Source organism: Devosia oryzisoli (assembly GCF_014837245.1).
GTDB classification, from domain to species: Bacteria; Pseudomonadota; Alphaproteobacteria; order Rhizobiales; family Devosiaceae; genus Devosia; species Devosia oryzisoli.
Map to the genome: position 1 here is coordinate 192972 of NZ_JACYFU010000002.1, position 12720 is coordinate 205691.

Sequence of the window (12720 nt, forward strand, 5' to 3'; positions counted from 1 at the left end):
GGTACACTACCCGATTTTAGTCGTTGGTTTCGGCGTTGAGCGGCAGCCCGACAAAGCGGGACTCGCCGTCACGAGCGACCTTCACAAGCGCAGTGTTGAGGCCGCGATCCTTCACGGCCGCGATGGCCTGGTCGAAGTCGCTGGCACTGGCCACCGGCTTGTTGTCGACTTCCTGAACGACATCACCCACAGCCAGACCGCGCTCGGCGGCGATGCTGCCCGGTTCGACATTCTGGACGATCAAGCCACCCGAACCGTCACCGTTGGGCACGAGCGTCATGCCCATGCTCTGGGTGGACTCCGGCGCAGCCTGGGGAGCGCTGGGTGCCGTCTGGTCCTCGGAGGCCTGCTGCTCTTCGCTGAGCTTTGCCAGCTTGACCGAGATGGTCTGCTCCTTGCCATCGCGCCAGATGGTCAGCTCGACCGTCGAGTCGGGAGACTTGTTGCCGATGGTGCGGCTGAGGTCGAGGGCGTCGGTGATTTCTTCGCCATCAACCTGGGTGATGATATCGCCAGACTTGATGCCGGCTGCACCGGCGGGGCCGTCGGGCGTGGGTTCGCGAACGATGGCGCCCTTGGCATCGGACAGGCCAACGCTGTCAGCGATATCCTTGGTCACATCCTGAATGGAAACGCCAAGATAGCCGCGGGTCACCGAGCCGCTATTGATCAACTGGTTGACCACCTGCTTGACCGTATGCGCCGGGATAGCGAACGCGATACCCACATTGCCGCCATTGGGCGAGTAGATGGCGCTGTTCACGCCAACGACCTGGCCCTTGGTGTTGAAGGACGGGCCACCGGAGTTACCGGTGTTGACCGCCGCGTCGATCTGCAGGAAGTCGCCATAGTTCGAACCGCCGATGTCGCGGCCTTCAGCCGAAATCACGCCGGCCGTCACCGTACCGCCAAGGCCGAACGGGTTGCCGACAGCGATCACCCAGTCGCCAACACGGCTCGGCTCATCCTCGAAGCCCACGAAAGGCAGGTTGCTGCCTTCGATCTTGACCACGGCAAGGTCGGTGCGGGGGTCGGTGCCGACGATCTCGGCCGTCTTTTCACTGCCATCGTCCATCACAACGGTGACCTTGGTCGCGTCTTCGACCACGTGGTTGTTGGTGACGACGTAACCGTCATCGGAAATCAGGAAGCCCGAACCGGCCGCCATGTAGTGGCGCGGCGCCTGCTGGCCCCCCGGACCGCCCTGGCCACCCGGGCCATTGAACTGGTCGAAGAAGTCGCGGAACGGGCTGTCTTCAGGAAGATCGGGGAAGTTGAACTGGAAGTTGCGGCCGCGCTGCTGCACGGGGCCGTTCTTTTCTTCGGCTTCGACAAGGATCGAAACCACGGCCGGCTTCACTGCCGAAACAAGATCCGCAAAGCCCTGCTGAACCTGCGCCTCGGGCACGACGATCTGCGCAGCCTTCTGCATCTGCGCATTGGCTGTCTGGCCCGTCATGACATAGGCGGTGGACACGCCGCCCACGCCGACCATAAGGGCAAGAGCGGAGGCTCCGAGCCAGCGTCGGGTGCGCGAGAGAATTGTCGAACGCATGGACTGTATCTCCTTCGATTAAGCTCTCAACAGCTTATGGGGGGAGTTTATGCAACGTGCCGCCTTTCGGCGAAGTTGCGCCAGCATTAAGCTTTGGCAATGTTGTGGGCGGGATCGTGACCTGAATCAGTCCACGTGGGAGCGAGAGTTCCGCTCGTCTTCCAGCGCGGCTAGTGCCGCAGCTTCCTCATCCGTCAATGAAGACGGCGGCGGGGCCCGCCTTGCCCGCCGGGCGACAATCAATGCCATCAGCCCGATCAGGAACAGGACCGGCGCGGCTGCCCAGAGCAGCCAGGTGTGTGCGTTGAACCTGGGGCGCAGCAGCACATATTCCCCGTACCGATCCACCAGGTACTGCTCGACTTCCGCATTGCTGTCGCCGGCCACAAGCCGCTCCCTCACCAGGACGCGCAGGTCGCGGGCAAGGTCGGCATCGCTATCGTCGATGGACTGATTCTGGCAGACAAGGCAGCGCAGCCCGGCAGAAATGTCGCGGGCGCGCGCTTCGAGAGCAGGATCGGCGAGCATCTCGTCAGGGTTGACGGCCAGCGCCGGCATGGACAGCGACAGCAAAAGACCGATCAGAACGAGCAGCCTTGTCATTCGGCCGGCTCCGCAGCCGTTCGACGAGCGCGCGCGGGCGCACCGACGCGCAGGCGCCGATCCGTCAGCGAAAGCGCACCCGCAGCCGCCATTACCAGCGCGCCGATCCAGATCAGGAGGATGTATGGCTTGTGCCAGATGCGCACCACGTGCGTGTCATCGAGCGGCTCGCCCAGTTGCAGGTAGAGCTGGCTTAGCCCGTATGTCGAGATGGCCGCCTCTGTCGTGGGTGCGCCGGTAGCCACGTAGGTGCGGCGCTCCGCTTCCAGTTGCCGCGTACCCTGTCCGGGCCCCGTCACCGTGAACCGCCCGGTATCGGCGACGTAATTGGGACCCTGCTCCGTCTCGAAGCTGTCAAAGGCAATGGTGTACCCGGCCACGTCTGCGGTTTGGCCGGGATTGAGCGTCGTGACCAGCTCACTTTCCCACGCCGATACCGAGACAATGCCGAGCACCGTCAGGCCAAGACCGAGATGGCCCATGGCGGTGGACCAGATCGAGCGCGGCAGCCCGACGAGGCGCCGAATGCTTTCCCGTAGGGGAATGCGGCCGATGCGCGCGCGCTCAACGAGTTCGGCGACGGAGCCGAAGACGACCCAGAAGCCGAGCAACAGGCCGAGCGGAACCAGAGAAAAAGAGACCCCGCCCAGCGCCGATATCAGGATGGTCAGGAAAATTGTCAGCGCTGCGGTGCCGATCAGCCGCTGACCGACGGCGACAAGATCGGCGCGCTTCCAGGCCAGAAGCGGGCCAAACGGCAGCACCAGCAGCAAGGGCGCCATGAGCACGCCGAATGTCAGATTGAAGAACGGCGCTCCGACCGAAATGCTCGTTCCGGCCAAGGCGTCGAGAAGGAGCGGATAGAGCGTTCCCACCAGTACCGCCCCGACAGCCGTCGCCAGGAACAGATTGTTGAGGATCAGCGCCCCTTCCCTGCTGATGGGCGCAAACAGCCCACCCTGCCGCAGCGCCGGAGACCGCATGGCAAACAGCAGGAATGCACCTCCGATCAGCACGGCCAGGATGCTGAGGATGACGATACCGCGCGTGGGATCGCTGGCGAAGGTGTGCACGGAGGTGAGGATGCCGGAGCGCACGAGGAATGTGCCGAGCAACGACAGCGAGAAGGTAATGATGGAGAGAAAGATCGTCCAGATCTTGAGCGCATTGCGCTTCTCCATCACCAGAGCGGAGTGAAGAAGAGCCGTGCCGGCCAGCCAAGGCATGAAACTGGCGTTCTCGACTGGGTCCCAGAACCACCAGCCACCCCAGCCGAGTTCGTAATAGGCCCAGTAGGAGCCCATGGCGATGCCGAGGGTGAGAAACATCCAGCTCAGCATGGCCCACGGCCGCACCCAGCGCGCCCAGGCCTGGTCGACGCGTCCCGACACCAGCGCGGCTATGGCAAAGGAGAAGCAGATCGAAAAGCCGACATAACCGGCATAGAGCAGCGGCGGGTGGATCGCGAGGCCGATATCCTGCAGGACCGGGTTGAGGTCTCCCCCTTCGAGCGGCGGATTTGCCAGCCGCAGGAACGGGTTGGACGTAAGGACGGTGAAGCCGGTAAAGGCGGCCGTCAGCAGGCTCTGTGTCCCGAGCACTAGGTTCTTGAGGTCAGCCGGCAAGCGCCGACCGAAAGCGGCCACAAGGGCCCCGAACAGCACGAGGATGAGGATCCAGAGCAGCATCGAGCCTTCGTGGTTTCCCCAGACGCCCGAAATCTTGAAGATCATCGGCTTGAGCGAGTGCGAGTTTTCTGCGGCCAGCTTGAGGCTGAAGTCCGAGGTCATGAAGGCCTGCACGACCGCCAGAAACGCCAGCGCCACCAGAACGAACTGCAATATGGAAGCCTGCGCCAGCACCTGCGCCAGTCGCTCGCCCCGCCGCCACAGCAGCAGCCCGCCCATGGCCGAGACGGTGGCCATGGCAAAGGCCAGGATCAGCGAAAAGTGCCCAAGCTCGATGGTCATTGCGGCGCTGGCTCCGGGCGCCATTCCCCCCGCTCCTTCAGGGCATCGGCGACTTCCTTGGGGATGTATTTCTCGTCATGCTTGGCCAGCACGTTCGTGGCGGCAAAGCGCCCATCCGGGCCCATGCTCCCCTCGGCCACGACGCCTTGCCCCTCGCGGAACAGGTCCGGCAGCAGCCCGGTGTACGTGGCCACGATGCTGGACGCTCCATCGGTGATGGTAAAGGTGTTCTCCTGCCCCTCGCGCACCCAGGTGCCTTCCCCGACCAGACCGCCCAGGCGAATGGGGTGGCCGGGCTCCACATGGCGCTCCGCAACGTCGCTGGGCGAATAGAAGAAGACGATCTGATCGCGCAGCGCCGTCAGCACGAGTGCCGTCGCCAGAGCCAGTACCAGCGCCAGGGCCACAATCACGGCTATACGCTTTTGCTTGCGCGTCCACCCTTTGCGGCGCGCCTGAGCCTGCAGGGTCATGGTTTGTCTCCGTTCAATGTCAGCCCTCCGCCGAGCGCCAGCGAGTCGAGGTCTCCGCGATCGAAGGCTGCCGGATAGGCTCGGACGGCGTCATCATAGGCCGCCTGCGCCTTGTCCTTGTCGCCCAGTACGAGGTAGGCCCGCACCAATTGCGTCCACTCCTCTATACTACCACCTTGCTGTTCAAGACGCGCGGCCAAACCCGCTACCATTTGCCCGATCATCGCCTGTTGATCAGTCTCGCCGATATCCTCGCCATCGTTCTGCGCCACCGACAACCCTTGCCGCGCTGCGGCCAGCCACGGCTCGTCGCCCTGCGCCAGGTCTATGGCCTCCTGCCAGTACCGGGCGGCTTCCTCAAAACGCCCCAGCCGGGTCATTTCCGCGGCCAGGTAGAGGCGCGGCTGGGGATCGCTTGCGTCACCCGCCGCCGCCTTTTCGAGCAGCGCCAGCGCCTCGTCCGATCCCTCTCCGTTCGCCTCGAACAGCAGGGCTTCAGCCAACCGCGTCTCCACGGCCGGTGACGCGCCGCCCAGTTCCAGCACATGGCGATAGGCCGCAACGGCGTCTGAGTACCGCCCTTGGCTCAGATAGGCCGGAGCAATGACGGTCCAGCCTCGCAGATCGGCAGGGTTCTCCTGCAGCGCCTGTTCGATGCGCTTGACCGCATCATCGAGGGTCATCGTGCGCGCAGCAGCCTCGGGGCGGGCCGCCAGCGGCTGGCCGGGAAGGTCGGGCCGCCCAAGGAAGGCGTAGAGCGAAACCGCCAGAAGCGCGGTCAAGGCCACGCCGGCCAGAGTGGGTACGCGCCCCAGGTCGCGCTTCGGCCCTGCGTCCTCCTGGCGCTGGCGCACCATCTCGCGCGCCAGTTCGGCTTTTGCGGCTTCGGCCTCTGCCTCGCCCAGTTTGCCGGTCGCCCGATCCTGGTCGATCTCGTTCAGCAACTGCCGAAAATGGCTGTGCGCATCGACCGGGCCTGCTGCCGTTGCGTTGACCGCCCGTGTACGGCCTGCGTACAAGAGCGCAGCGCAGGCGATGGCGGTGACGGCAATGGCGATCGACCAGAAAAACATGGGCCCCATATGCTTGTCGGTTGGGCACGGCAGGCGTGCGCCATCTATAAGCCGTATGGGGCGAAAAACCACCAAAAGCGAAGTGATTAGGTTGGACGCATTGCCACAGGGGCCGTGCCAGCTCGGGCTATGCGGCGGATGAGCGAGGCCGTTGCCGATTTTGTCCTGTTCGGGTCAACGCCATTGGCGCGGCTGCTCGCCGGGCTGCTTGCCGCCGAGCACAAGCGGACCGTAATTTTCGTCGGAGAAAGCCAGGCCGCCTATCGCCTCCCGCGCGGGACCGATCTTTCCCTGGCGCCTATTTCCCGGCCCGAAACCTGGCAGATGCTGCGCGACGGGGTGGGCGAAACCACCCGTCTCCTGAGCCGGATCGGGGGGCGAGGCTCCTGGAGCCGAACCGATCCAATTCTCTTTGCCGACGGAGAAGCCGGGAAAGAAGCCATCGCCCACATGCGGCAGATGGCGATCAGCTTCGGCATTGCGGCCGAACGTGCAACACCATCGCTGCTCGGGGCGGGACGCACAGGGACCCTTTTCCGCGATGCGGTTCGGCTCCACCGGCCCGTTCTCGAGCCGCGTCTCGATGCCTGGCTTGAGCAGGTGGGGGTAAGGCGGGTGTCACCGCAAAGCGTGGAAATCGCTGCCGACGGCGGTGCAATGCTCGATGTTGGCGAGGACCACCCCCTGGCCGCCCGCCAGACGATCCTGGCAGACGACGCTTCCATCCTGGCCCACCTTGCGGAGTTGCCCGGCCTGCTGCACAGGCAGACCATGTCGAGCATTCTCACCAGGCCCACCCACCCCATCGCTGCCCCCGTCATGGTGCACGTGGATGCTGCGATGACACTGGAGCAGGGCAAAGGCGGGGGCGTTTCCGCCTGGGGCCCGGGTGACCTCGCAGAATTTTCCAGCCGACTTCATCAATTGCTGGGCGCGAACCGGCGGGTCGAGCAGGCGGGGCAGACCAGCTATCAGTCAGTCAGCACCGGGGACGGAGCGCCCGCCTTCGGTCGCCTGGGCGGGTCCGGGGCCGACGTCATCGCCGGACTTGGCGCTCTAGGGGTATATTTCGCTCCGAGCCTCGCCCGGTGGCTCAGCGGGGCGAGCCGGTCCGAGGAAGAACTGTGGTTCGCCGCGCGGCTCGTCGAACGCGAGGCCGCTTCGTCAACCGTGGCGGAATTTGCGCCGCAGCACGACGCCGGTAGTGCCCAATGAAGCCGCACGCGAACCGCCTGCCCCCCGACACGGTCCGACTGTTTGCCGGCACGCAGGTCGATCGGACACGGCCGATCTGGTTCAGGCTCGATGGGCGGCAATACTCGGCGTTCTGGGGGGATACGGTGCTGAGCGCGCTCATCGCCGCGCGCGTGGACACATTGGGCACGCACAATGGCAGTCCCCTCGGCCTGACGCTGCAAAGTGCCCCCGCTATCGTCGCCGCCGGTGCCTCAGCGGAAAGGGTCACGGCTCTGTCCATGGCCCGCACGCCTGCCCTCGAAAACCTGGATCTGGTGACCCTCGGGCCGCGCCGGGCGAAGGGGCTGGGGCAGTTGTTTTTCTCGGGCCGCAGCCTTGGCCTGGCGCTCGATGCGCAGGGCGCGCTCGACGAGCCTTGGCGCAAGCAGTCCGCGCGTTCCCAGGTCAGCACCGACCTCATCGTTGTCGGCGGCGGCGTCGCCGGTCTTGCTGCCGCTCTTGCCGGAGCGCGCTCGGGTCTGGGTGTCGTGCTGCTCGAAGCCCAACTCCATCTTGGCGGTCACTCCGGATTGTTCGGCCGGCAGGATGGCGAAGATGCCCCCGAAGACAGCATGGCGCGCCTCGCTCAGGACGTGCGCAGCCACGCTGCCATCCAGGTCGTCACCGGCGCGCATGTTTTCGCGCTGCGACCCGGAAAGGTACGCGCCCACGTCACCGACCTGTCCGAGGTCACGACCAAGGGCGCCGTGACCGATTTCACCGCGCCCCGAATTGTCCTCGCCACCGGCACATTCGAGCGGCTGCCCGTGTTCGGCGGCAACCGACTACCGGGTGTCGTCGGTGCGCTTGAAGCGTTCGAACTGGCCTTCCGCTACGGCATCTGGCCGGGTCAAAAAGCCCTCGTTGCGACGTCGAGCAGCCCTGCTTATCGACTGGCGGTCCTCGCCCGCGATGCGCAGGTGTCGATCGACCGCATGCTCGACAGCCGCCCCCACCCCGCATCCCGCTTCATCGAGTTTTCCAAGGCCTACGGCATTCGCCAATTCCCTGGCACGTGGCTGGGTCACGCTGAGACCGTATCCCGGGGAGGCGGCCTGGCCGTGCACTTGGGCGAAGACGTCCCTGTCGCCACCGATCGGCTTGTGGTGTCTGGCGGCTGGCAGCCCGACCTGACGCTTTGGCATCTGGGGGGTGGGCCCAGCGCGTGGTCGACCGAGCGCAACCGGTTGGAACCATTCGGGCAGATCGAGGGGGTGGCCTTGGCCGGAGGCGCCGCCGGCTATTTCACCCGCCTTGGGTGCATCCAGAGCGGGGCGGATGCAGTAGATCAGCTGCTTGGGCGCCCCCGCCGGCCCATTGAGGATCCGCTGATCGATCCTCTCTATGAAAGCGCTGATGGTCCCTCGCCGATTTCGCCGGCCACCGAGGGGCCCCCGTCTTATCTCGACGGCGGCCATAGCCTTCTCGAACGACCGCAGGACAAGCCCCCCACGGTGCTTGCCCGCTTCCTCAGGATGCCCAAAAATCTCGACGTGCTCGCACAGGCCCCGCAACCGCTGACGCTCGGCGAGGTGGCGGCTGGCGTGGACCTGGGCCTCATTCCCCCGCCTTCGGCCGGCATAATAGCGGCAGAACGGGTCGCGCTGGTGCCATTGGCCACGCCCGGCGAGGCCTCGCCAGCGCCGGCGCATGCGGACTTGCCGCTGGTGCCGGCCTATCTCCAGGGCCGTTTCCAGGAAGCCCGCGTCAGGCGCGTGCTTCCGATAGAGGCGCGAACCCTCGACACCGGCGCGCTGATCTTCAGCACGCCGGACGAGCGAAACCCGCTCCTCGCGGTGGGGGTGGTCATTCGCCAGCAGGGTCCCTTTGCGCTCGCGCTTGTCTCGGCATCAGCGCCCAAGGCCGTTATTGTCCGCGATAGCGGACGCGAAGTGCCTTCGAGACTGGAAGAGTTGCCAGAGTAAACTAGGCGCGCCGGCCGGCGGCGGCCCGGGCACGCCTCAGGGTGTCGGCATATTCCCCATTGAAGCGCACTTCGGCCATCTTGATGGCCGCGTCCAGTCGCGTCCCCGTCGCTTCATCCTCCGGCGCCTGTCGGAGCAGTTCGAGACTGCGCTGGATGTGGATTTCGAGCGCCTGCCCGGACTGGTTCCAGGCCTGGTCGAAGATGGCATTGAGGGCCAGCGAATCCCGGCAGTCCCGAACGGTGGCCAGGAGATAGACACCGTTTATGGCGCCCAGCAGCCGATCCATATCGACCCGGTCGGGCGCCTCTCTTGGACGGCGCATGGCCTGGTTGATGTCCGTCACCACCTCGCGCAGGCGTGGTTCGACGCGGTCGGAAACCTGCTTGGTGATGGTCGCGAGAATATGGGTCGATCGGCTGGTGCGCGGAAATTCGATGTAGCCGGTGAGTGCGCGCACGAGGCGGTGAAAGCGATCGAGGCTGCGACACGCCCGGTCCACGTCGGCGAAAGGGCCGTTCAGGTCCAGATGGCTGAGTTGGTCCTGTGCATGCGCCAGGCACGCCTCGATCAGCGGCCCGAAGCCCTGGCGCTGCACCGCCACCTCGGAGGCATTGCCGCTGAGCTTGATGGCCGCAAGAATGAGGCGCGTCGGGTTGGCGACATGGCCCAGCGCCGCCTGAAACAAAAGAGCCGCGACTTTGGGCTCCTGCAGCGGCATGGATTGCAGCGCGACCGTCAGGGCCTGTTCCTCGGTGATGGCGTTGAGGGCTTTGCCGAAAGACTGCGCCTTGGCGAGAAGAGCACGATGCCGCAGTGCCGTCATCGTCTTTTTTGCGGCCTCGAGCGCATCGTCGCGGCCCAGCTGCGCGCGCAAGCGGCGAAGCGCCTCGCCGTCCGACCCTGACGCATCGAGCGTCGATTTCACGCGGAGCAGTATCTCGGGCACGACCAGTTCTAGGTCGGCGCTCCCGAAATTGCCGTTCGCCACGCCCTCGGCCGAGATCAGGTCGGGGCACAGATCACGAACAACCCAGGTCCAGCAGGCGGCAGCACTATCGGCACCCACCGCGCCCTCGAACGAGAACTGGCCAGGTGCTATCAGAACCGCATCAATCAGGCCCTGGAAAGGCTGAGAGGGCGTGCTCCGGCCACGGTCTTTCGCCCCGAGGGGGCTGGTTCCGGCGGTCTGGGCACGTTGGTTCATCACGCATCATTATAGGGTGGAAGAGGACCTCCACCCTATAATGGTTTGGTAAACAATCCTTTTCGGAACCGCTCAGGCTGCGCCCTGCTCCACATTCCAGTTGCCGTTCTGCTCGCGGCACGCCGTTCCCTTGCGGACATAGTCCTTGCCATTGATCTTGACCGTATGGGTGAAGTCCCGGCAATCGAGATTGTTGACGCGGACATAGGGGCCTACGGCGACGCTGCCGGTCGTTCCCTTGTCCCCGGCCCACTGCCGCGGTGCACCCGGACGCCCGAACTGCAGCGCATAGAACTGCGCGCTGTTGGCTTCGTTGGAATCCTTGGCCGTCATCAGCGGCAGCGCGGCAGGATCAACGAAACCGTTCGATACGCTCGTCGTCAAACGGGCCTGCTGCACGGTCTGGGCGGAAGTCGGCACCATGGGCTGCACCACCACCGGCTGCGGCGTAACAGGGGCCTGTGCCATCTGCGTCCTGGTCGGGGCTGTGCTTGCACAACCGGCCAGAGCCAGAGCCATGACGGGCGCGACGAGGAAAACGAAACGAGTCATCGGTTTTAGGCCTTCCAAAACAGTCGGTCGGTTCTTGTTGAGCCATTACGGCAAAAGTACGTCAGCTGGCGGCTGGCGCCGGTCCAGCGGCCCGCGCAACAGGCAGTCGAAGGTCGACCTGCAACCCTCCGAGGGATGACCGCGTCAGCTCCAGCGTGCCGCCGTACACATCAACCAGTTCCTTGACGATATCCAGCCCCAGTCCGCTGCCGGGCGTTTTCTCGTCGAGCCTGACGCCGCGGCGCAACACCTTCTGCACGTCTTGTGGCTCGAGGCCCGGCCCGTCGTCCTCGATCCGCACCGTCAACTGAGTACCACGTGCATCGCGCGCGCTTCCAAGGCGGACGCGCACCTGGGCGGAAGACCATTTGCAGGCATTGTCGAGGAGGTTGCCCACCATTTCCTCCAGATCGGCTTCGTCGCCGCGGAACCAGGGCACGCCCGTGTCCGGCGTCTCGAATTCAATGTCGACGCCCGAGTGTATCTTGGCCATCACCCGCACGAGCCGTGACAGCACGAGCTGGGCATCGGCGCGCTTGCCGACAAGCGACGTGCGCGCCGCCAGCCTTGCCCTGTCGAGATAAGTCGTCACCATCCCGCTCATCTTGTCCGCTTCCGAGCGGACGACATCGGCAAGGGATCCTTGATTCGCCGCCGCTTCGTTGCGCAGCACGGCGATGGGCGTCTTGAGTCCGTGCGCGAGATTGCCCACCTGGCTGCGCGCCCGCTCGATGATCTGCGCGTTGGACCGCAGCAGCTCGTTGACCTCTTCGGCGAGGGGGGCGATCTCGCGCGGATAGCGGCCGCCGATCTCTGCCCGCTCCCCTTCCCGCACCGCCTCGATGGCGTGACTCAACCGGGCAACCGGACGCATGGCGAAGCGCGCGACGATCGTGCTCATGATGGCCAGCATCGCCCCGACCGCCCCCAAAACGATAAAGGCTTGGCCGCGGAAGTCATCCACAAGCTGTTGGATTTCGGTGAAGTTGCCAGAGACCTCAATGGTGTAGCGTCGGTCGCCCACCGAAACCCGCCGTTCGACGACGCGCAGCTTTGTCCCGAACGCGTCTTCAAGCATTGCAGTGCTGCGGCCCAGGCTATCAGCGGACCTTGAGATTTCCGGGAGGTCGATGCCCACCACGGACGTCGAGAGATTGACCACCTGGCCACTCTCGTTGCGAATCACCCAGTACCAGCCCGATCGCGGTCGCCCAAAGCGCGGGTCCGCCAGGGCGATGTCCGGGCTGCGGGGGTCTTCACTGTCCAGCAAGGCGCCGGCCAGGCTCTCGACGTGGAAGTCGAGCGTCTGGCTGAGGCTGGTGTCGAGGGCGCGTGTATAGAGTTCGGTCAGCAGGAATCCCGTGGCCACCAGGGCCACGATGAGCCACCCGGCCGACAGCCAGAACAGCGAGGCCGCGATCGACCCCTTGCGCATCTTGGCCACTTCCGGCTCCGCGCGGTCGATTTCAGTCGTCCGCGATCTGGTAGCCCAGCCCACGCACGGTCTGGATGCACTCGTCCGGCAGCTTCTTGCGCAGCCGTCCGACGAACACCTCGATGGTGTTGCTGTCGCGGTCGAAGTCCTGGTCGTAGAGGTGCTCGGTCAGTTCGGTGCGCGAGATGACCTTGCCCTTGTGGTGCATGAGGTAACTGAGGAGCCGCAACTCGTGGCTCGTGAGCTTCACCGCCTGTCCGTCCACAGTCACCTTGCCGGAGCGCACGTCGAGGCGCACCGGCCCGGCGACAATCTCATTGCTGGCATGCCCGGCGGCGCGGCGCACTAGCGCCCTGAGACGCGCCAGCACTTCTTCCATGTGGAAGGGCTTGGCGACATAGTCGTCCGCTCCGGCGTCGATACCCTGGACCTTGTCGCTCCAGCGGTCACGCGCCGTCAGCAGGAGAACGGGAACCGTCTTGCCCGCGCGGCGCCATTCCTCGAGAACCGAGATGCCGTCCATCTGCGGCAGGCCGATGTCGAGCACGATGGCGTCGTACGGCTCCGTGTCGCCGAGGAAATGCCCCTCTTCTCCGTCGAAGGCGACATCCACCGCGTATCCGGCTTCGCCCAGCGCCTCCTTGAGTTGACGGTTGAGATTGGCATCGTCTTCGACGACCAGGACGCGCAT

Annotated in this window: 11 protein-coding genes; 2 read left to right on the forward strand and 9 right to left on the reverse strand. The window is 65.2% G+C overall.

The window, feature by feature from the left end; all coding sequences use genetic code 11:
- Positions 1-16: 16 nt before the first annotated feature.
- The 5 genes from IC608_RS07500 to ccmI all read right to left on the reverse strand — a co-directional run bounded on the left by IC608_RS07500 (position 17) and on the right by ccmI (position 5674).
- Positions 17-1555: a Do family serine endopeptidase gene (locus IC608_RS07500; protein ID WP_191774130.1), complete on the reverse strand. Its 1539-nt coding sequence runs from the start codon at positions 1553-1555 to the stop codon at positions 17-19.
- A 126-nt stretch (positions 1556-1681) separates the two neighbouring features.
- Positions 1682-2158, reverse strand: coding sequence for a cytochrome c-type biogenesis protein (locus IC608_RS07505; RefSeq protein WP_191774132.1), 477 nt, complete (start codon positions 2156-2158; stop codon positions 1682-1684).
- Positions 2155-4128 (reverse strand): heme lyase CcmF/NrfE family subunit, encoded by a 1974-nt coding sequence (locus tag IC608_RS07510; RefSeq protein ID WP_191775403.1) that lies wholly within the window; start codon positions 4126-4128, stop codon positions 2155-2157. Before IC608_RS07510 ends, IC608_RS07505 begins: the two co-directional genes overlap by 4 nt.
- A complete protein-coding gene (gene ccmE, locus IC608_RS07515) occupies positions 4125-4601 on the reverse strand; it encodes a cytochrome c maturation protein CcmE (protein ID WP_191774134.1) in 477 nt (158 codons plus the stop codon). Before ccmE ends, IC608_RS07510 begins: the two co-directional genes overlap by 4 nt.
- On the reverse strand, positions 4598-5674 hold the full coding sequence (gene ccmI / locus IC608_RS07520) for a c-type cytochrome biogenesis protein CcmI (RefSeq protein ID WP_191774135.1): 1077 nt from the start codon (positions 5672-5674) through the stop codon (positions 4598-4600). Before ccmI ends, ccmE begins: the two co-directional genes overlap by 4 nt.
- Before the next feature lie 138 nt (positions 5675-5812).
- On the opposite strand from ccmI, the gene IC608_RS07525 reads away from it, so the two are divergent.
- Both IC608_RS07525 and IC608_RS07530 read left to right on the forward strand, forming a co-directional pair.
- The gene (locus IC608_RS07525; RefSeq protein WP_191774137.1) at positions 5813-6889 is read left to right on the forward strand and encodes an FAD-binding oxidoreductase/lyase; all 1077 of its coding nucleotides are present in this window, start codon (positions 5813-5815) and stop codon (positions 6887-6889) included.
- Positions 6886-8835: an FAD-dependent oxidoreductase gene (locus IC608_RS07530; protein WP_191774139.1), complete on the forward strand. Its 1950-nt coding sequence runs from the start codon at positions 6886-6888 to the stop codon at positions 8833-8835. Before IC608_RS07525 ends, IC608_RS07530 begins: the two co-directional genes overlap by 4 nt.
- 1 nt (position 8836) lies before the next feature.
- Here IC608_RS07530 and IC608_RS07535 read toward each other — a convergent pair whose 3' ends face one another.
- The 4 genes from IC608_RS07535 to IC608_RS07550 form a co-directional block, all read right to left on the reverse strand.
- Positions 8837-10042, reverse strand: coding sequence for a hypothetical protein (locus IC608_RS07535; RefSeq protein WP_191774141.1), 1206 nt, complete (start codon positions 10040-10042; stop codon positions 8837-8839).
- Between the two features lie 72 nt (positions 10043-10114).
- Entirely contained in the window at positions 10115-10594 is a 480-nt protein-coding gene (locus tag IC608_RS07540; RefSeq protein ID WP_191774143.1) for a hypothetical protein, read from the reverse strand.
- Between the two features lie 61 nt (positions 10595-10655).
- On the reverse strand, positions 10656-12029 hold the full coding sequence (locus tag IC608_RS07545) for a sensor histidine kinase (protein ID WP_248306299.1): 1374 nt from the start codon (positions 12027-12029) through the stop codon (positions 10656-10658).
- Positions 12030-12060: 31 nt separating this feature from the next.
- On the reverse strand, positions 12061-12720 hold the full coding sequence (locus tag IC608_RS07550) for a response regulator transcription factor (protein ID WP_191774147.1): 660 nt from the start codon (positions 12718-12720) through the stop codon (positions 12061-12063).